18 protein-coding genes are annotated in these 21,478 nt (G+C 42.8%); 3 read left to right on the top strand and 15 right to left on the bottom strand.

Annotated elements, in window-relative coordinates; all coding sequences use genetic code 11:
- Positions 1 to 1,374, bottom strand: a complete 1,374-nt coding sequence (locus JKM87_RS02440) for an FAD-binding oxidoreductase (RefSeq protein WP_236838507.1) — start codon at positions 1,372 to 1,374, stop codon at positions 1 to 3.
- A gap of 241 nt (positions 1,375 to 1,615) precedes the next feature.
- Entirely contained in the window at positions 1,616 to 2,257 is a 642-nt protein-coding gene (locus JKM87_RS02435) for an NAD(P)-dependent oxidoreductase (RefSeq protein ID WP_202077512.1), read from the bottom strand.
- Positions 2,258 to 2,478: 221 nt separating this feature from the next.
- On the opposite strand from JKM87_RS02435, the gene JKM87_RS02430 reads away from it, so the two are divergent.
- Complete coding sequence (locus JKM87_RS02430) at positions 2,479 to 2,925, top strand: Rrf2 family transcriptional regulator (protein ID WP_202077510.1); 447 nt, start codon at positions 2,479 to 2,481, stop codon at positions 2,923 to 2,925.
- Positions 2,926 to 3,146: 221 nt separating this feature from the next.
- Here the strand turns inward: JKM87_RS02430 and JKM87_RS02425 are convergent, their stop codons facing one another.
- The 8 genes from JKM87_RS02425 to JKM87_RS02390 form a co-directional block, all read right to left on the bottom strand.
- Entirely contained in the window at positions 3,147 to 4,610 is a 1,464-nt protein-coding gene (locus JKM87_RS02425) for a glycoside hydrolase family 1 protein (protein ID WP_272899161.1), read from the bottom strand.
- 44 nt (positions 4,611 to 4,654) lie between these two features.
- A complete protein-coding gene (locus tag JKM87_RS02420) occupies positions 4,655 to 6,508 on the bottom strand; it encodes a beta-glucoside-specific PTS transporter subunit IIABC (protein WP_236838506.1) in 1,854 nt (617 codons plus the stop codon).
- 178 nt (positions 6,509 to 6,686) lie between these two features.
- Positions 6,687 to 7,535 carry a BglG family transcription antiterminator LicT gene (gene licT, locus JKM87_RS02415; RefSeq protein ID WP_202077506.1) on the bottom strand — a complete coding sequence of 283 codons (849 nt, stop codon included), beginning with the start codon at positions 7,533 to 7,535 and terminating at the stop codon, positions 6,687 to 6,689.
- 282 nt (positions 7,536 to 7,817) lie between these two features.
- Complete coding sequence (locus JKM87_RS02410; protein ID WP_202077504.1) at positions 7,818 to 8,654, bottom strand: YitT family protein; 837 nt, start codon at positions 8,652 to 8,654, stop codon at positions 7,818 to 7,820.
- A 147-nt stretch (positions 8,655 to 8,801) separates the two neighbouring features.
- Positions 8,802 to 9,344, bottom strand: a complete 543-nt coding sequence (locus JKM87_RS02405) for a hypothetical protein (RefSeq protein ID WP_202077502.1) — start codon at positions 9,342 to 9,344, stop codon at positions 8,802 to 8,804.
- A 130-nt stretch (positions 9,345 to 9,474) separates the two neighbouring features.
- Positions 9,475 to 9,945 (bottom strand): DinB family protein, encoded by a 471-nt coding sequence (locus tag JKM87_RS02400; protein WP_202077500.1) that lies wholly within the window; start codon positions 9,943 to 9,945, stop codon positions 9,475 to 9,477.
- Between the two features lie 19 nt (positions 9,946 to 9,964).
- Entirely contained in the window at positions 9,965 to 10,750 is a 786-nt protein-coding gene (locus JKM87_RS02395; protein ID WP_202077498.1) for a nucleotidyltransferase domain-containing protein, read from the bottom strand.
- Between the two features lie 56 nt (positions 10,751 to 10,806).
- Positions 10,807 to 11,085, bottom strand: a complete 279-nt coding sequence (locus JKM87_RS02390; protein WP_202077496.1) for a hypothetical protein — start codon at positions 11,083 to 11,085, stop codon at positions 10,807 to 10,809.
- 216 nt (positions 11,086 to 11,301) lie between these two features.
- On the opposite strand from JKM87_RS02390, the gene JKM87_RS02385 reads away from it, so the two are divergent.
- Positions 11,302 to 13,080 carry an S-layer homology domain-containing protein gene (locus JKM87_RS02385; protein ID WP_202077494.1) on the top strand — a complete coding sequence of 593 codons (1,779 nt, stop codon included), beginning with the start codon at positions 11,302 to 11,304 and terminating at the stop codon, positions 13,078 to 13,080.
- Between the two features lie 122 nt (positions 13,081 to 13,202).
- On the opposite strand, the gene JKM87_RS02380 is transcribed toward JKM87_RS02385, so the two are convergent.
- From JKM87_RS02380 to JKM87_RS02365, 4 genes are all read right to left on the bottom strand, one after another.
- Complete coding sequence (locus JKM87_RS02380) at positions 13,203 to 13,505, bottom strand: Dabb family protein (protein WP_202077492.1); 303 nt, start codon at positions 13,503 to 13,505, stop codon at positions 13,203 to 13,205.
- 63 nt (positions 13,506 to 13,568) lie between these two features.
- Positions 13,569 to 14,435 carry a CvfB family protein gene (locus JKM87_RS02375; protein ID WP_202077490.1) on the bottom strand — a complete coding sequence of 289 codons (867 nt, stop codon included), beginning with the start codon at positions 14,433 to 14,435 and terminating at the stop codon, positions 13,569 to 13,571.
- A gap of 194 nt (positions 14,436 to 14,629) precedes the next feature.
- Positions 14,630 to 16,747 (bottom strand): heavy metal translocating P-type ATPase, encoded by a 2,118-nt coding sequence (locus tag JKM87_RS02370; protein WP_202077488.1) that lies wholly within the window; start codon positions 16,745 to 16,747, stop codon positions 14,630 to 14,632.
- Positions 16,748 to 16,821: 74 nt separating this feature from the next.
- Positions 16,822 to 17,202 (bottom strand): VOC family protein, encoded by a 381-nt coding sequence (locus JKM87_RS02365; protein ID WP_202077486.1) that lies wholly within the window; start codon positions 17,200 to 17,202, stop codon positions 16,822 to 16,824.
- A 190-nt stretch (positions 17,203 to 17,392) separates the two neighbouring features.
- Here JKM87_RS02365 and JKM87_RS02360 point away from each other — a divergent pair, with 190 nt between their 5' ends.
- Entirely contained in the window at positions 17,393 to 18,841 is a 1,449-nt protein-coding gene (locus tag JKM87_RS02360) for an ABC transporter permease (protein ID WP_202077484.1), read from the top strand.
- Positions 18,842 to 18,985: 144 nt separating this feature from the next.
- On the opposite strand, the gene JKM87_RS02355 is transcribed toward JKM87_RS02360, so the two are convergent.
- Positions 18,986 to 21,337, bottom strand: coding sequence for a hypothetical protein (locus JKM87_RS02355; protein ID WP_202077482.1), 2,352 nt, complete (start codon positions 21,335 to 21,337; stop codon positions 18,986 to 18,988).
- Positions 21,338 to 21,478 lie beyond the last annotated feature (141 nt).

The raw sequence follows: 21,478 nt of genomic DNA, 5'->3' as shown, positions 1-21,478 counted from the left end.
TTAAATCCCTCCTACAAATCGCTGATCATTCAGTATGCGCTTGGGATCAATGCTCGATTTAATGCCTTGTAACAGCGGTAAAGTAGATGGTGGATCACCCCAGACATCGATTTGTCTGCGCAGAGCAAACGGCAAATGTTTGACGACGGTATAACCGCCTCGGTCGATGGCCTTTTGACGAATCACATGGATAGCATTGAGGACAGACGATGTATCTCCATTAAGCATAGTCAGACACAAACCGTGTCCTACACTTCCATGCGCTTCAATGTTTAAAGACTCATTGATGACTGCGGCTTGGTCTATGTCCTGGAGAAACGAGATGACATCTATTGCTTTTACGCCAATTTTTAACACGGCATCAGTTTGATCAGAAAGCGTATCAGAGGGCGAGGACTTAGACTCAGCACCATGCGGCTGAAGGGCATAGACTTTTTGCCACCAGGCTCGAGCTTGCTCTTGTGTAAGGACAGAGATAGACGCTGTCGGTGGTAGGAGGTCTTGGAGGAGTGCCTCTTGAGCATGCACTGCGCTTGCGTTATCTTCGAAACTGATGGCGAGTGTGCATCGCCTTTGCCCTGTTAATCGTCGCGCGAGTGTGGGATTAAAAAGTTCTAAAGAAACAGGTTCAATGTGGGTGTCTTGTAGTGCTGTGATCAACGAGTGGATATCCGTTGTCCGACCTTGAGGGAAAGCGACCAGGGTCACGCTTTCATATTTGGGTACAGGACGCAGTTTCAACGTGACTTCGGTGATGACACCTAACGTGCCCATAGACCCAATAAACAATTTGTTCATATCGTAACCGGCGACGTTCTTCACTACCTTGCCACCTGTGCGTATGATTCTGCCATCCGGATAAACGACGCGCAATCCGATGACAGTATCTCTGGCGGAACCATATCCCAATCGCTTAGGACCGCTATCGTTGGCGGCAATGATGCCCCCTATAGTAGCCTTTTCCGGCCAGGCGGGATCACAAGGCACCGTTTGATAATCCTTACTTAAATACTGTTGCAGTTCGTAAAATGTCGTGCCTGCTTTGACGGTGACCGTCATATCCCCAACCGCATGCTCAACGATGCCCTTCATGCGTTCTAAGGATAACAATATGTCGGCCGTTTGGACCAGGCCGCCGCATCCGCTTTTGGTCCCACCACCCTTGACGTTTACCTTCATGCCATGTTGGTGGGCATACTGCAGGACACATTGGACTTCTTTCTCAGTGGTAGGATAAACGGTCACCTTGCCATCGTTTCCATACACGGACGGGGATTCGAGATTTTCATTTATACTAATGTGCGGAAAGTGAGTTTGGAGTGCGGTATATAATTGGGCTGTGACCATCACGACACCTCCTTTGTGTTTTGTCATACGAAACACCGTTTCTTAAAAAGGGGCTATGTGATATATGTACATCCGCTGCTATGGTTTTATGACAGAAGCCAAACAAAAAATACCACTAGCACAAAAGCCAATGGTATTCCTCGTATCTCTTCATTCACCTTTTATCTGCATATGAAGGCCTGCTCGTCAGCTCTGCGTATCAGGCCCCTTCCTGTCAGCTCTGTGTACGGGGAGGCTCTGCGTACGACGCTACCTACCAGCTTATAACTTACTCCTTTTCGCTAATAACGGTAAAACGTTCGTTTAGGTGTTGTGGATTTTCAATTTCATCTAAAACGGCAATGGCAAAGTCAGCGTAGCTGACATAGCTCTCTCCTTCTGAGTTGACAATCAGTTGGTCTTTTCCTTTTTGGTATGTGCCCGTTCTTTTCCCGTCTGGGTTAAAGAACGCCGCAGGACTGATATAGGTCCATTGCATACCACTTGTGTTTTGCAGGTCTTCTAGGTTTTTACCCGCATTAGAAGCCGTCGGATAAATCTCTTTTGGAAATTCTGGTGTATCCATGAGGCGCGTCGTTTGAGCTTCATCCACGAACAAGCTTCCAGCGCCACCCACGACAACTAATTTCGTCTCAGAGGCGCCCTTAAGTGCTTCAATTAGCACTTTACCCGCCTCTACATGTTGATGCTCTTCTCCGAATGGGGCATTAAATGCATTGACGACGACGTCATACTCTTTAATATCCTCGGACTTCAAGTCAAAAATGTTCTTTTCTAAGATTTGTACCTGTTGATCCTCCACCTTGGATGCGTTTCTCACGATGGCGGCCACGTTATGTCCTCTTTGGAGCGCTTCTTGCATAATAAGACGCCCTGCTTTACCACTGGCGCCAATAATCCCAATCTTCATCTTATTATCCTCCTTCACTTAACAGTTGTTTTTTGTAATTGTAACCATTATGATTACATGTAATAAGTGTAATTACAGGGTCAGCCTTTGTCAACATTTTAAGTCAGTTTATATCCTTAAGCCGTTTTAAGGTATAATAGGGAGAGCTAAAAGCGAACGAGAAACTAAGAGAATAGATACATCTACATTCTTTTTAATATGTGTAAGGAAGGTGACTGAATATGTCCATCAGCAGTCGTTTTGCTGTCGGCATTCATATATTAACGCTATTAGAAGTCAACAAAGAAGGGGTCAATTCATCTGACTTTATTGCCGGGAGCGTAAACACGAACCCTGCTCTCATTCGAAAGATAATAGGCATGCTCAAGCAAGCCGATTTAGTCAAGGTCCGCCCTGGGGTGGCCGGTGCTGAACTAGCCAAAGAACTAGACGAGATCACCCTACTAGACGTGTATAGAGCGGTCAACGTGGTCCAAGATCAAGCGTTATTTGGTGTACATGAAAATCCAAATCCTGCTTGCCCAGTAGGTCGGCACATACAGGATACGATCGGCTCTTTATTTACGACGGCACAAAAAGCTATGGAAAAAGCGCTAGGACATGTCACGATCCGTGATGTGGTACAGGACGTATTAGATAAGGAACAAGCTCAGAACACGGAAGGCTAAGCTATAAGGGTTTTCCGCAGCCTGATCTCGACCTGGCATGGCTTCCCTTATCTTACCGCTTTTCCTAATTGATAATACTCAATATATAAACATGGATAAGTGCTAGCAAAAAAGAGACTAAATCTTAGACGATCTAGTCTCTTTTCTTAATTGTAACAGCGTATATTAACGTGTATTAAAGTTTTCCTGCGCTACACGCTTAACGTTCACATAATCATTGCTTAAAGCTCTTCCCCGTTCGTGGCGATCACTTTTTGATACCAGTAAAAGCTATCCTTCCTACTTCTCTCTAGTGTACCATTGCCGTCATCATCCTGGTCGACGTAGATAAATCCGTAACGTTTAGACATTTCTGAGGTTGAGAAGCTGATTAAATCAATAGGCCCCCAAGCTGTATAGCCTAACAGCTCTACACCATCGGCTACGGCTTCTTTCATTTGGGTCAAATGTTGTCTGAGGTATTCGATACGGTAATCATCATGGATACGACCATCATCTTCGACCTTATCAAAGGCACCTAGTCCATTCTCTACGATGAATAACGGTTTTTCATAACGCTCGTAAAACATATTCATGATGAGGCGTAGCCCAACAGGGTCGATTTGCCATCCCCAATCAGACGCTTCTAGATACGGATTTTTAAGGCTTGTTAACAGATTACCGGCTGCGCTTTCCCCACCCGCTCCAGGTCTAGCTGACACAGAAGACATATAGTAACTAAAGGATATAAAATCGACAAGATTGTTTTGTAATATCTGATCGTCTTCTGGTTGCTTTTTAATCTCGATGCCATGCTCTTCAAAGAAGCGTTGCATATACATCGGGTAATGTCCCCGTACTTGAACATCGGTAAAGAAAAAGGTTTTGCGCTGATCGTAAAGGGTTTCTAGTACGTCTTCAGGGTGAGGACTATTCGGATAATTGATCATCCCAATGACCATACATCCAATTTGACCATCGGGAATAAGTCGATGGCACGCTTCCACCGCTTTGGCACTGGCCAAAAATTGATGGTGTGCAGCTTGGTATTGCGCTTCTAACAGATCCTCTTCTGCCACCTGATCTCGCAGGATCCCCGCACTGATATAAGGCGACATTAAGATACAGTTAATCTCGTTAAAGGTAATCCAATACTTTACTTTATCCTTATATCGGGTCATGACTGTCTCTGCGTATTGAGCAAACAAATCCACAAGCTTGCGATTCGTCCAACCTCCGTATTCTAAAGAAAGGTTGAGTGGCATTTCGTAGTGCGATAATGTGACGATAGGCTCAATATCATTTTTTAATAATTCATCAAATAAGTTGTCATAGAACTTCAGCCCCGCTTCATTCGGTTCGGCATCATCACCATTAGGATAAATACGTGTCCACGCTATTGAAACACGAAGGGCTTTGAACCCTAGTTCCTTAAATAAAGCGATATCCTCCTTGTAGCGATGATAGAAATCGATACCGTAGCGCTTAGGGAAATGTTCATCATCCATTTCCATAAAAGATTTCACTTCTTCACTTGTCGGGAAAGGAAAAGCCATTTTCCTCCTGTCTTCGGGTTTCACGCGTTTGACCACATCTGTGATAGCCCATCCTTTTCCATCTTCATTATAAGCGCCTTCAACCTGGTTAGCTGCTACAGCACCTCCCCACAAAAAGTTGTGAGGTAGACTGGTTTCTCTTTTCATCATAATCATCCACTCCTATGAGGTATTTTTCGATTTCTTCGTTTTGATTAAACTATGATCGTAAGTAAATCCTCTTCTTCATGAATTTTGTTTTTGTTTGTTTCGACAATGTCTAGGTAGCGATCAGCGTTTGTGACAATGACAGGGGTTGTCAATTCGTAACCGGCTTCTATTATTTTTTGCCTATCGAACTGAATCAGTAAGTCCCCCTGTTTGACTTCATCACCTTCTTTTACTAATGAGTTAAAATATTCGCCTTCTAATTGAACAGTATCAAGACCAATATGAATCAGAATTTCCGCACCACCTCCAGATGTGATGCCAATCGCATGACCTGTCGGAAACAGTGAGGTAATCGTGCCATTAACAGGTGAAACAACTCGTCCCTCTGTCGGTTCAATGGCCATCCCTTTTCCCATCGCACCTGAGGAGAACACTTGGTCATTCACTTCACTTAACACTTTTACCTTCCCGTGCATCGGACTGGCAAGCACCTCTTTATTTTTTAAGGTTGATTTCTTTGCTGGATTGTCTCCTTCTTGGTTGTCAACGTCTTGTGAATGGCTGCTCTCAAATCCAAACAATACAACGAGGAGAACGCCCAATGCAAAAGAGGTACCGACACCCAACATATACAACAAAGAAGGAGTATTAATGGGAATGGAAAAAATGCTGTGGAAGGCAAATGCCTGCAACATGATCCCCATTGAACCGTTAATCGCACCCCCAACGGCACCGGCAAGCACCACATACAGCAATGTCCGTCTGTAACGTAACAAGATACCGTAAATGATCGGTTCTGTCACCCCTGCTAGTAACCCCGGCGCTGTTGTGGAGCCCGCTAATGTTTTAAGCTTCTTCTCTCTCGCTTTGATAAAAATACCGACGGCAACACCCATTTGTGCAAATGTCGCTGCGGCCCACATAGGACTTATAGGATCGCCACCCGCTACCGCAAGATTTTCCAATATGATAGGGACAATCCCCCAATGCAAGCCTAAGATGACAAGGAATGTCATCACCCCACCTAAAATTGCGCCGGCGATGATGCCGCTTACATCAATGAGATAATTGATACCTGTGGCGATGCCATTCCCCACATTTACCCCAAACGGTCCAAAAACAATGGCTGTTAAAGGAACGATAATAGCTAGAGATAGCATCGGAACGACAAATAGCTGGACATCTTTATAAATGATTTTCTTGAGCAATCTTTCCAGAAAAGCATAAATACCAATGGCAATAAAGATGGGAAAGACAGATGATGAATAATCCATCATCACCACCGGAATTCCTAAGAAACTTGTGACACCACCTTCTAATAACCCTACGAAATCTGGTTCAAGCAACGCGGCGCCTATAGCCCCCCCTACATAAGGATTCGCACCCAATTTCATCGATGCGGTTATGCCAAGCATGATCGGTAGGAAATAAAAAACAGAATTCCCTGCTGCAGATAAAATAGAATAAGTGCCATTTCCAGGAGATAACCATCCCACCATTTCTAACACTATGACCACGGCCTTTAGCATTCCTGCACCGGCAAGAACCGGGATTAATGGAGAAAAGCTGCCTAAAATAAACTCAAAAATACGGGCCCCTATACTTGCTTTTGATTTGTTGTCTTGGGTCTGGTTATCTTCAGACGAATCTAAATTCATCAGCTTTTTAATGTCTTCATATACATGTGATACATGACTACCAATCACAATTTGAAATTGTCCACCACTCTCCACGACACTTAATATCCCCTCATGATTGTCTAGCACCTGCTTGTTTGCTTTCTGGTTATCCTTAAGCTTAAATCTTAATCGCGTCGCACAGTGCACTAAACTGGAAACATTCTCTTCGCCCCCAACTTCCTTCAGTATGTCTTGTGCTAATTGTTTGTTGTTACTCATCATGCTCCCCCCTTAATGTCTCTCCATCTGTGTCTCAGTTAGATAAGTCTATAGGAGATACTTCTCCAAAAGAAAAACCTGAACTGATGCTCATAACAGGACAGTCTACACCAACTCGTCCTCGTTTATAGCATCAATTCAGGTTTCGCCTGCCAAACAGTCACAATCCCTTTATTGATCATGTCGTATGCTTTTTTTCTCTACTCGTCACACGATGAATGTGAATCATAAAATATACCTGTTCTTCCTTCGTTGGGACCTTGCCAAAATGGGTCTCAAGATAGGTCACAATCTTTTGCACGCAGCGGTAAGCTTCTGGATACTTCGCCTTGACTTGATGGTAAAGAAAATCATCCTCTTCAGTTACCCAATCATCACGCAATATACGGTAAGCAAAATAACGTAAATGGGTCATAAACCGACTGTAGTTTATAGAATTTTCGTCCATGTCCATCCCGTAATGGTATTTGACGATACTCCGTACATCTGTGACAATCTGTGTCATGGTCACGGTTTGTTCCATGTCTTGTTCACCCTGCTGGGCATTAACAAGATGTAAAGCGATGGAAGCGGCTTCATCTTCTGGCAATACAATAGCCATTTCCTTTTCAATGATGTCTTTCGCTTTCAGTGCCACTTCATATTCTTTTGTGTAAAATTTCTTCACTTCCCAGTACAGCGCGTTCTTGATCACTAAACCTTCTTTTATACGTGATAGCGCAAAGCTGATATGATCGGTTAGTGTAATATAAATATTGTCGTTCAGAGGGACATCTAACTCTTTTTTGGCCTGTTCAATAATCAAATTAGATAGATGCAAATGTTCAGGTGAAATGTCACGAATTAAATCTACGAGTTTATCGGACATACTTTTTGATAAGACAAACTTTTTATCTACTTTTGAGAAATCAATTTCCTCACCTTTATTCTTGTTAAACCCTATTCCTTTGCCCATCACAACCATTTCCTGTTGATTGTCGTCTTCTAACAAAACGACGTTGTTGTTGAAGATTTTTTTTATGTTCATAAATTCACCTACTCTCAGTCTGGATAAAATGAGATAAAAAAAACCCAAACTGAAACGAGAATACGACCCATCTATGTGGTCATTATTGTCGTTTCAATCTAGGTATCGCCTGCCGAACAGTCACAATCCGTAAAAAATAGGACCAATATTTAGTTCTTAATTACTATTATAATAGATCATTAAATCGTTTTCAAGACCTTTTCTATTTGCCATATTTGATTACACGTGGCAGGTTTACTTGTCAATTATCATTTTAAATATGTATGGTGATGTATCGTCTATCTAGATGTGATGAAATCGCTTATGCTTCACACCGGTTGTTTCGGTGGCAGAGGAAGCCTCTAGGACAGCTTCTGAATCGATAGCCAGCACCATTTCTTTTAGTTTGGGGTACATAAATCGATTGGTAATACAGTAGATCGTCTTTCTCGGCTCGTTGGAGTAACCCCCTTCTCCGTGAAGGTATGTTAATTGCACGTCCAACTCCCTAATCAGTCGTTCCCCTACTTCCTCCGGTTTACGAGAGATAATCATAATCGCTTTTTCCTGATTGAGACCGTCTAATATAAAATCTACTGTTTTGGTGACGATAAAAAATACCGCGATAGAGAACATCGCATGCTCGATTGAGAAAACAAAGGCAGCGATGCACAAAATAATCGCATTTATGCCGAATAAGAACGTACTGAACGGGATGTGATATTTTTTATTTAAGAAAATAGCTAACATCTCTGTCCCGTCAATGGCACCCCCGACTTTGACGACTAACCCTATGCCGACACCGAGTAGAAAACCACCATATAACACAATCAAGATCTCGGACGTTGTAATCGGTGGCTTCGGCGCTAACCAAATCAGTGAAAGGGTGGTGATCACATTAGCGTATAGACTGCGAATGACAAACTTCCTACCCATATACCGACCAGCAAACACTAACATAGGGACATTTAACATGAGGAAAATCACCCATAATGGAATATCCCACACGGCGTTAGTCATAATGGCTACTGCTGTAACGCCCCCATCGACAAGCTCATTGGGTGCTAATATGAGTTCAAGTCCCGCTGCCACAGTCATCGAGCCAATCGTCAGAATGATAAACTCTACTAAGCGCTTCACTTTTATCTCAATTCCCCATTCATCATTGATATTATGGATATCCTATACTCCTTTATATATGATAACATGTTTTTCACCTGTTTCTTACACATCTTGCAGTTATGTCGCTCATGTCACTCAGCACACCTCCATATTCCCAACGATAGATTAACGATGGGACAAAGCCTTAATACATTTTTCCCTAATCTCCCAAATATCCTGAGAATTATAATGGGAAAGGGCCTTTTGAACCCATTTTTGAATATACTTTTGATGCACTTGTAATTTATATGAGGCAATATCCGCTGGCCTAATTCTTTCCTCATAGATCACTTGGGAAGTGATAGCATCGCTCATGTCTGGGCTGGTAAAATCGAACCTCATATCCTTATAAATAAGATAACAATGCGCCTCTGGGATATAGTCAATCTCGTGTTGGTCTAACACAACGCCCACACCGGGTGTATTATCTTCACTCATTCTATAGATGCCCATCGCTAGCTGAACATCCTCTATACCGTGTTCTATGCATACCTGAGCCAGTAACGCATGTTTAGTGCTGCACGTGCCTTTTTCTTCTTTTAAGACAAGCGTATAGTCCCCACGGTCACTGTTACGCCCGTAAGGTAATGCTGACACATAATCAACGGCCGTGTGAAAATCTGAGATACCTCTGCTTCGAAACAGGCGTGTGACCTCTTTATGACCCATGAATTTAAAATTCCTGATTTGCACACCCTCACCTCATCCATACTCACATTGATAATAAAAGATATTAAAAGGCTCATTACATGACATCTTGTCTTTGAAAAGCAGCTTCCTCTCTATTTTTGTACCTCATTTAATCTTTTTGCATCAGGTCCCTTTCTATAAAACTAGCAGACACTGGCTCAAGACCGAGTTCCCTAGCCCACACGGACAACTGTCCAACGTGGTGGATCTCATGAGCAATTAAGTGCCTTATCACTTCTCCACAGTAAAACGTGCCTTCCATCCATGAGGCCTGGACAGGTTTATAGGTCCATTCGTTATCCCAAGCATCTATCATTGCTATAATATCCTGACGATAGTTTTCAGAAAGTGCCTTCACTTGCTCTAAGCTTTTATAATCCTCAAAGTGAGGCGCAAGATCTGGTAACCCCTTCATCGCTCGAATCCAACTATATTCAACATCAACGATATGAAACAATGTCTCTAAAATAGAGCCTACACCGCCTTGACGCTCTTGAAGGAGCACTTCATGAGAAAGTGTACGACATCTCTCAAACCACTCATCGCGGACCTGCCAATTATACTCAAATAAATGTTTCATATATTCACCGTTCCCCTTTTTAAGGATTACTACTAAATTGATACACCTCGTGCAGTGTGTCTCTGAATAGCTTATTTAACTGCTCAGTAGGATCATCTTGGTTAAATTGAATACCTTTAACGAATTGATCGATATGTTCAATCTGTGTTTCTATGTACTCATTAATCACATCAATCCTAGGCTCAAAATCCAGCTCATCCCCCTCCATCTTTCTCTCTAAGAGGTTATGAATTTCGTCATATAAGTGTCCCTTAGGCACGAGGTCCTTGACGAGGTCTTGAAACAAAATCGGTGGCATTGTGTGATGCTTTTCAATCCATTGACAAGCCAGGATTGGCCTAAGCACATAGAAGTATTTTTTAATCTTGACTTGGTCCCCTTGTAAAAACTCACGATAGTTCCCCCGTGCCATACTGAGGTAATGATACGTACAAGAAATAGGTGAAAAAACGCGAGGGCTTAATCCTTTCAGCTTTTCTGCAAAAGAATAACGTTCGTAGTAGATGATATCTGACCTTAGCCATTCCTGCAGTGGAGGGTTTGACTTGCGGAATAGTTTCAGTGCCTTACGTATATCCCACCCATTGATGTCGAGTAAATCATCGATCGGTAACTCAATGACATCTCTTCCTTCGTCAATGGATAAATACCATTCAGGTCGATGAACATAGATGAACCGCACGTCATAATCACTGTCCTTTGAAGGGAACCCCCATGCCCGACTCCCAGACTCACAGGCAAAAAGAATAGTCACGTCCTTCTCTTGTTCGATGCGTTTGATTTCTTTTATTATTGTATCTTTCATCATGCTCTCTCCTTATGATCCTTATTGGGTATGCTTGTTTGAGATAAAACACATGCCTAAACCAGTTTTGCCATAACATACTCGTCAACGTACGCCCCGTTTACTACTAGAGAATGCTTCTTTGTCCCTTGGCCAATGATATGATCCGCCTGTTCAGCTACTATAATCGTAGCACGATCCATTGACAACATTTTGTTAATTCTACGCTTTTGTTCTTCAATATTCATGGTTTGCTCACCGGGTTCTAGTAAAAGGTAATCCGATTCTTTTACTAACGCACGGTTAAACGCCAAGTATGCTTGTGCATCCTCTTCTGTTATCTCTCTCATTCGCATCGTATCCCTCCTGAATATATGGATAATGAGCTACTCCGATGTGACTCGTCTGTTTTTATCATATTAACATTTAATCTGAAAATCTCCATAGATTGACAAAACTTTTAGTAAAAAATGATTGTGCTTTGCTACTAAATTTTGCAAAATAGTAGTAGTGAAGATTTTTTAGTCATTCAGTAGTTTAGTAGAATGCCTAAAAGGAAAAGGGGAGAGGATATGAGAATTAACATTGTCAAACTGATTTCAGCTGTCATCGTTATCCTACTAGTTTCAACGTCTGTGGTGGTGTCAAACGGACATGCTGAGGACAGCCGGTTTAACATGACGTACATCCACTATCCGAGTACATCAGCATATGTAGAAACGGTAGAGCAAACACAAGAAGCTTTAGACGTTGTGTCTCCCAACTATTTTGACATTAGTTCTGAAGGCGAGCTTGAGATCACCTCAAAACTAGATACGAGTTTCATAGAAGAGATGCATGCCAGAGGGGTTAAAGTCGTCCCTTTCTTGAGTAACCATTGGGATAGAACGTCGGGCGAAAACGCGCTAGAAAACATGGAAACGCTCGTCAATGATCTTGCTGAAGCTGTTGAGACGTATCAGTTGGACGGTATCAACGTGGACATTGAAGGATTAAATCACACCCACCGTGACGATTTCACTTCATTCGTTCGCTTATTACGAGAAGTCATACCAGCGGAGCTTGAAGTTTCTGTTGCAGTAGCTGCCAACCCTAGAGGTTGGGAAACGGGCTGGCACGGCATGTATGATTATGCTAAGCTCGCTCAGCATAGTGACTACTTGATGATCATGTCATATGATGAGCACTCCGCAGGAAGTGAACCAGGTCCTGTCGCTAGTTACAATTTCACCGAACAGTCCATCCAATATGCCTTAGATCAAGGTGTACATAGAGACAAAATCGTGTTAGGGCTACCCTTCTACGGTCGTTTGTGGCAGACCGAGACACCTGACATGAATGAAAACCAAGACGACGCTCGTGAAGAGGACTTAACCAACAACGAGACAGAAGCAGGGCATGATAGTGAGAATGAGAGTGAGATTGGAAGCAATAGCGGTGAAGAGGCAGACGGTGAAGAAAGCAGCCCTAACCAAGAACAAACCCAGCCTGCACCGATCACAGGATCAGGTGTCCCTTTGTTTAGAGTGAATGAACTCGTCGATCATTTTGACGCCCACGTCGAACGTGTAGGTGACAGAGGTTCAAAGGCAACATTTACAGTCTCTGAAAATGACGAAGATTTCAACATTCACGCTTGGTCTGATCCCCTATCTCCAGGGCAATACGAGTTATGGTTCGATGATGATACGTTAATCAGACAAAAACTAGATCTCGTCCATGAGTACAATATTAAAGGAACAGGTAGCTGGAGCCTAGGCCAGGAAAACTCAAGTATATGGCAGTACTATCGTTTGTGGTTAGACGGTAAACGATTCGAGGATGTGTCTGTCGATCACTGGGCTAGAGAAAGCGTCATGCGTGTTGAATACAACGGTTGGATCGTTGGAAAAACGTTAACACAATTCGCACCAAGCGATCAGGTCACCAGAAGAGAAGCTGCCACGATCCTCGTTAGAGCCATGAACCTGCAAGCGGAGGAAAGTATCTCAAATCCTTCGTTCCAAGATGTGACTGAAGACATGTGGGGATACTCTGCCATAGAGATCGCCAAACAACACGGCATTTTTGCTGGTAAAACGGAAGGATTGTTCAAGCCAAACGATCCTATTACAAGACAGGAACTAGCCGTTGTGTTCAAACGCTTATTCGAATTAAGTGAATTGTCGGACACCCATCCTTTTCCTGACGTGAACCCGGACACCGCTCCTTGGTCTTACGCAGCAATTGCTTCGGTTAAAGAAAACAATGTATTCGGCGGCTTTAGTGACGGTACTTTTAGACCGAAAGCGCCGACAACTCGTGCCGAGATGGCTGCCCTTATGGTCCGTCTCTCTCACGAATTTGAATAACCAGCCGGCGCGTTTCTTCAAAGGCCACTATATTCTACATTATTGCTAATAAACGAGACAAAAAACGCTCAGATTCGTTAAATCTGAGCGTTTTATTATGGCCACCTTTTTCAATATGTAGGCTATGCCCTATAGTCTACCACGACACGTTCCGTGACCACCTTTTTAACAAAGCTCCCTGCTTCTTGATGATCGGGATGAATTTGATACGCTTCGAGTCCCTGTTCATCCTCGAATTCTGAATATAGGACAACATCATACGCTGTTTCAGAAGGCTCAATATTAATCCCCACTTCAATAGATTGGATGACTTCAATCTTATCTTTTAGACCTTCTAACAGCGTCTTTATTTTATACGCATTCTCTGCTTTGGTTGCGCCTTCAGCGGTTTCCTTTAGCTTCCACATAACAATATGTTTAATCATGAGCCTTTCTCCTCTCACCCTTATCTTTTGTATCTCTATTACAGTTGACCCGGGGGGCTCTGACTATTTCTTGTCGTCGCTTCGGTTAGTAAACGTCCAGCCATCCTCCTGGTACACTTTCTTCTCTTTGATCAATTTCCCTAGTGCACGTTTGAAGGCACCCTTACTCATTTTAAGCTCTGATTGGATATCTTCTGGGCTACTCTTATCACTTAATGGCATGGCGCCCCCTCGACTTTGCATATACGCTTCGATCCGCTCGGCGTCTCCATGTCTTTCTTGTTTACGAGGGAGTAGAGAAATATTCAGGGTGCCATCCTCCTTCACATCGATGACTCTCCCCTGGACCAATTGCCCTAATCGAGGCTCTTCCCTACGCTGACTCTCATGAATAAATCCGCGAAAGCCTTCTGTGGTGAGGATGTACGTTCCTATCTTCACCGCACGATACACTCTACCTTCCACATTCGTGTTAAACACCTCTGTTGAAGCGGGGTGTGTGAGTTCTTTGATCACACTTTCCGGTGCTAAGTCAGCGAGCAACCGGTCCTTTTTATCCGTTTTGAGACGTACATAGACTTTGTCTTCTGGCTTGGGCCATACAGACATTAATTTAGGTAGATCATCCTTGGAGAGAAGTATCTCTTTTGTGATGCCGATATTAACGAACACACCCATGTGTTCAATCACTTCAGAGACAACGCCCCAGCCGTAATGCTCTAACTGTATGTCAGGTAACGTCATCGTGGCTGCTAATCGTTGTTGCTTGTCTCTGTACAGAAAGACATCAATCTTCTCGCCTATGTCAATCTGCCCTTGGATTTCGTTCTCATGTAAAAGGACATCCTCTAAATCATCCGTTAGAAAATAACCAAATGGGGCTTGTCTTTCAACCTTTAGTGTTTCTATAGTACCTGCTTGTAATGCCATGCGTTCACCTTAATCCCTTCTATTGTTTCAATATTACACATGCTGGATAAGTACATTATTATTCTACCACACCATACCCGTTTTCCATTCCTAATTTCATGCATATACGTTACGGTCTTGTGACTCCTGGCATGAGAGAGGGTTGGTCGCGTACGGCGTGTAGAATAAAAAGCATCAGCGGTAAAGCACTCAGCCTATGTCGTCCGTAATAATCTTAGACCGTTAAGTGTGACAAGGAGTGTCGCTCCCATATCGGCAAAAATGGCCATCCATAACGTCAGCCAGTTGGGGATGATCAGGAGTAAAGCAACAACCTTAATCATCAGCGCTATTGTAATATTCTGCTTAATGACACGTAAGGCTTTGCGACTTAACCTCACTGTAAAAGGTAATTGAGTCAGGTCATCCGCCATAAGAGCGACATCCGCCGTCTCAAGTGCCGTATCCGTCCCGGCGCCACCCATGGCCACACCGACATTAGCTGACGCTAACGCCGGAGCATCATTGACACCGTCTCCAACCATAGCCACTTTACCATACTTCGCTTTTAATCTCTTGATGACCTCTAATTTGTCTTGAGGAAGAAGTTCTGCTGCCACTTCTTTTACACCTAGCTTGCGGCTGATAGCCTCACCCGTCTGACGGTTATCCCCCGTTAGCATCACTGTCTTTTCAATACCTAACGCGTGAAGCTGGGCTATCACGTTCTCACTCTCTGCCCTTGGCTGGTCCATAACAGCAAATATAGCTAATACTTCATCGTTTGTCATGAAAAGCATGACAGTTTTGCCTTGTGCTTGCAAGTCCTCAACCTTCTCGTAGGTACTCGCAGGCACCTCACTTGGCATTATCTCCCGGGCTAGGCCCAGATGTCCAACGTAATACGTCTCACCGTTCACCGTTGCTTTTACACCTTTACCCGTTAATGACTGAAAATCATTGACAGACCAGGCTTCAATATCTACTTTCTGTTGTTGTGCATGGTCCTTGAAGGCCGTAGCTAGGGGATGTTGTGATTGTGTCTCGATGGCTGTAGCCACACCTAACAGGTCCTGTGGTTGTCTGTCTGGATTCATGACAATGATGTCTGTCATATTGGGTTTGCCTGTGGTCAGGGTCCCTGTTTTATCAACAGCTATGGCTTTTAATCGGCCGATCTCTTCAAGATGAATGCCCCCTTTTATGAGGACTCCTTTTTTAGCGGCATTCCCAATCGCCGTTACGATTGACACCGGGGTTGAAATAACTAGCGCACATGGACATCCCACAACGAGAACGGCGAGGCCTCTATAGATCCATTCATGCCATTCCGCCGCAAATAACAAAGGGGGTAATGTTGTGATACCCGCCGCAATGACGATAATAGCAGGCGTATAGTAAGCGGCGAAGCGGTCCACAAAGAGTTGAGAAGGCGCCTTTTCTGCCTGTGCCTCCTCTACAAGGTGAATGATTTTAGCTATCGTCGTATCTTCAACCTTTTTCGTCACTTCTACAGTCAAATGTCCGGCTTCGTTTAAGGTCCCGGCAAACACCTCATTACCACTCGATTTGGAGACTGGCAGAGATTCACCTGTAATCGCAGACTGGTTCACAGAGGAGTGACCTTCTATCACCGTGCCGTCCATGGCAATCTTTTCACCTGGTTTCACCGACATGATATCTCCGACCCTGACATCTTCAACTGCGACAGTGACCCACTTTTCATCTCTCTTGACCAATGCCTGCTTGGGGGATATGTCCATTAATGAACGTATCGATTGCCGTGCCCTATCCATTGAATACGTTTCTAGAGCTTCACTAATGGCAAAAAGGAAAACGACCGTTGCACCTTCCCCCCATTCTCCAATCGCTGCGGCACCGAAAATAGCGATGGTCATGAGTGTTTTCATATCAAAACGAAAATGTATAAGATTATTAAGGCCTTGTATAAACAAGACGTATCCACCAAGCACGATAGAGGCCAGATAGGCATAAATCGCTACATCTTCACCTATGTTGAGATGGAGTCCCCATCCAATCACAAGCAAAAGTCCAGATATCATTGTACGAAGGGCTGCTTTATTTCGCCATAAGGGGATACGAGTGACCGCTTCATTCTCAGGATACACGGATAAATTTTCAAATGCCCCCGCTTTTTCTAGCTGTTTGATGGAGGTCTGACCATAGACCGTGATCTTAGATGAACCAAAATTCACTTTTGCATCCTGAACCCCTTTTAGAGCCTTAACATTCTGCTCAAACCGAGCAGCACATCCTGCTCAGGTGAATCCTTGTATACGAAACACTTGCTTTTGATCATCATGACGTTCCACGGGTATCCGCTCCTTTTATGTCTCTAGAGCTGAAAACAATTTCTCTACTTGTTTCAACCTACCATTTATATCATTTAACATTGACATACCATTAAGGCATTACCGTACGGGTCTTTGAAATGAAAGAAATGACCATGTTCAATGTCCGACGTGATGTGGACTCCTTTTTCATTAAGAAAGTCATAAGACTGTTGAATATCCTCTGTATCAAAGTGAAAAAGGGGTGCATCGCCCGTCGACCGCTGAGGATAAATCTTACTATCTAAGACCAAGCCATTACCATTTGCAAGCGGAATGACATATAAGTGTCCAAATAATATGTCACCATCTGGTTCCAAGCCGAGTATGTCGCAATACCAATCTCTTGCAGCTTCAATATTTTTCACGGGAATAAACGTGGCTCCAATGTTATGTTTTATTGGACTCTGCTTCCCCTTTTTGGCCTCTTCGTTCACTCATGTCCCCTCCCCAACTCCTATTAACAACATTATATCAGATGACATTCCAGTATGTGTTTGCATTGCCCACATTGAACAACAGTCGACATTTTTCAACTTATTTATAGATAATAGTCAAAAAAGTAACGACATTCGACATGAATTTGATATAATTTAAAAAACAGGTCTGAACATGAAGGAGGGTATGATGAGCTACGAACTATATTTTGTGCAAAGATCGCCTAACAAAATAAGAAAAGAAAAACTGCTGTCTTTCTTTCAATCAAATTTATGGCAGGTCGACACTCGTGCAGAGCAACGAGATGCGTTTGAGGTCATTTATAAGAACCCTCTTTCAAAAACCACGTTTCAACTTAACATCTTAGATAATAACCCCGGCGAACAGAAAGAAGATGGGTTTTATTTCAGCGGCATACTATTTAGTGTAGAGTATGCAAAACCTACGTTCTTCGCCTATGAAGCCATGCTCATTCTCGAAGAAGTATGTCAAGCGTTTGACCTCTATGTGATTAATCCACAAGACTATGAAATTGGTGGCGATAGTAAACCTAAAAACATGAATGCGGATGCTTTCACCGCCTCGTGGAAGGAAAATAATAAAATCAAGATCCATAACGTCTATGAAGAGATGGGCGTGACTTTACCTTACTTACCTGAAGATATAGGCATGGCCATCTGGCAGTATCATTTAAACAAGAGGACCGTCACCGACCGACTTGGGCCAGCTTATGTCGCACCAGATTATTTATTCTACCAAGAACATAGAAGTGGTGTTGTCAAGCGTGCTATCGCGTGGACAGAATGGCAAGCGATGGTATTCCCGCCCTGCGACTATATTATTATTAGTCAATCATTAGATTATATTTCTTATCAGGCATTAAGAGAGTCCTTTGGGGATTATCTGCAAAAAATCAACGGTCCCATCGACCCACTATATACATTTAACTTACAATACGCAGACGATGTGCAAAGAATATATGAAAATTTAAAGCCGAGCGGTCAGCTTATACATACCCATAAAAAAGTGATGTTATCAGAGTGTGTGGATGTCCCCGATGAACGTAAAATACATAACGAGGCGGCAGGAACTCTCGACACCCATGCCTCATCACAACAGCCAAAAGGGAAAACCACGAACCAATTTTTTAAACAATACCGCCAGTCACATACTGGGGAGAACAGCGAAAATGAGGAAAAACAAACGACCTCTTCGACAAAATCAAAGAAAGGACATGATGCAGATAACATGAACAGTTCCGATGTACTCGAAAAGAACGCAGCTTTTAGTCGTGAAAATGACGTCGTATTAAAGAGACAGACCGTTAAAATAAAAGACCTCACATTCAGTTCTTTTGTGAAGTGGAATATTTTTTTACTATTATTTATCGGTATCTTAGCCGGTTTAATCACTTTTGGATTAAGCTACATGTTTTCCGAGCAGTTTAATGTCACTGTCTTGAGTATGACCTTTGATAGTATGACAGTGGGCATAGCCAGTATTTTTGTCATTCCACTCCTATTTATGATCTTAGGATTCATCGCCTCTATTATTCTTTACGTACCGTTGTGGTTAGGATTACGAGTGGTGAATGGTTTACGCCTGAAGGGCGCTTTTGAAATCGAACCGGAGATATAAGACAACCTTATCGTTGGATTTTAGAATAATATGACCGTATTACACCTTACTTACACACGCACGATAGCTATTAAAACGTATGAAAAGAGCAGTAGACAAAGGATGCTACTGCTCTTTTTTGCTTGCTACGCCGATCTTTGGGATTTATATCACCGCTGTAATGAACGGATAAATGATTAACCAGATCATCACAAGCACATAGACGCCAATCCATTTCCAAAGGGGTTTCTTAACCCCACTATAGATTTTTTTATTAAAGGATACGTAAATCCCTCCTGCGATCGCTATGATACTTCCCCCATAGATACAAGCCGTATATAATACACTTTCTCTCATAAAGTATAGCATGATGATACCAATAATAAGCGCTACGCAACCGATCATCACACGTGTAGAGCTGTCTAAGGACTTCGGTTTACTCTTCACTTCACATAACTCATTGATACTCGCTTTGGCAATATCAAAACCTTTTAATTCAGGTAAAACTTCAATGGTCTTTAGCAGGTATTGAGAATACACTCGAAGTCCTCCTCGGTCTGTGACGAGGACTTTGTCTATCTCATCCCTTGTGATTAATATCTCTTCTGTGTTTTGTTTGTTCTGCTTAAATTGTCCAACTTGACTCACTTGGTAACTTCGCAATGGTTGCTTTTTCTTCTTCGTCTTTTTCTCTTTTTTTGTTGGCAACTCATAGATGGCTTTGACTTCCTCGTCTGTCACTATAAGCTTGAAGGACTGCAAGATACTTTTTTCCTTTTTTAATCGGGCCATCAACACCATCGTGCACGGTAAAAAGAATAGGACACCGAGAACGAGTGCGTTACCAAACAAAGCATGTTTAACGGAAGTGTTGAGTATAAGATACACTAACAACATCGTAATAAACATCATAGCAAAACGGGTCAAGGTATACGTTTTGAGCTTCTTTTCATCATATTTGAAGCTCTCCTCGTCAAGATAGCCCTTTTTCTTGCTGCTATTCCACGTACTTCCCTGGGCGTGTGAGGAATAAGACTGATAATCCTGTGAGACATGGTATTCTCTTTGTGTTTGTTTTTCTTGCTGAGCGAAAGGAGATACATACACATCTCTAGTCGCAGCTGTTTCTGTGACAGGCTCTTGGTCTTGCTTCCCCCCAGCACCGACTTTATCTAAAAGGCTGAATTTAGAGCTTTTTTTCTTATTTTTAGCATTTGTTTGAGTCCCTGGTGTTCCCTGATTCTGTTTCTGACTATGAACATCATTATGATTCTCACTCTTTTCCTGACTCTTTTCCTGACTCTGATCCACGCTGATATGTTCTCTCTTGTTTGCAATCCAGCTGTTAAAAGCGTTGCCCTTCTTATTCGGAGCATCTTCAACCGTTTCATCTATGGCTGAACTATCTTCCATCTCATCTTCATATACATCCTGATCTTCATCAACCTCTTCTTCATTTTCAAGGCCGTATTCATCACGCTGATCAACATCCTCAGCTTCCTCATCTTCCTCTAACACCCATTCATCGTCATCTCGGACGTAAGCGTCATCAGTCTCATCTTCTACCTGTCTGTACTCCTCATCAGCTTCCGTTTCAGACTGTTCATTTACTTCAAGCGCCTCATCCTGGATAGAAACACTGGATACACTGGGTAGTCCTTCCACACTGACGCAATGGGAAAAGGGAACGAACATGGCATCGCTCAATGTCCCTGACGGTTCGAGTGACTGAAATATTTTCTGGACCTTGGATTGATGTTTTTCGTCAAAAGCGAGAACCCCTTCAATAGGGATATTAATTTCTTCAAGATAATCTTCTAAGACTTCTCTTAGTTTATGATAGGTGATGTACTCTAATTGATCGTTGATAAGGATATAATCACAGGGAGCAAATACAGTGGGCTTACCATCTTCCCATTCTGTCACTAGTTCTAATTCATTGCTATCTTGTGTCTGGAATAAAGCGTACCCTGATACACGGTAAGCAGGGCCAAGCGTATCGGTGATTTTTTGTTTACCTAGCATGTACTGCCATACTTGCATGGCTTTCTCTTCTGATAGATAAGCAAAGTCTTCTCCTGCATTGGCTCTAGCCAACACTTCACGCTCATTATTTTTCTCCCATGAACGTGTGAGCTCATCGGCCTCCACTTTTTTAGGACTACCGTTACCCCCAATCACGTGGTCTTGGGCATCAATCACATACAAGTCAAAATGATCAGCCATTTCTTTGACGACGATCATACTCTCATAGGCAAAATAAGTCGGTCTAGCGTAGGACAAAGACATTAGGATCCCACTGAAATAAAACCCGCCATCTTCTTGCTCTGACGGATCGTTATCGATGATGCGGATATGAAATGTCGTCTGCGTTAAGTCATTGTGATATTTTATGTTGATGGTGGCACTTTCTTCTACGTCTATTGCCCATAGCTCGTCCTCTTGAAAAAAAGCGTCTAACGCTTCATGACTTATTTTCTCAGGGCTCTTTTGTGTGAAATACAATTCGTAACTCATTGAGATCTCCTTCTATCGTGAATGTAAGTATAAGACGGTTGTTTCTTAATAGAAAAATCATACATGGGACGTTGTGTTCTGGCTGTTGCGTTCTCATGATGTTTCGTCCATTTTAGAAGTGTTCGTCATATTCATTCTACA

It is taken from the genome of Caldalkalibacillus salinus, from assembly GCF_016745835.1.
Lineage (GTDB): Bacteria > Bacillota > Bacilli > Caldalkalibacillales > JCM-10596 > Caldalkalibacillus_A > Caldalkalibacillus_A salinus.
The sequence above is the reverse complement of the archived record's forward strand: the minus strand, read 5'-3'. Positions and strand labels throughout refer to the sequence as shown.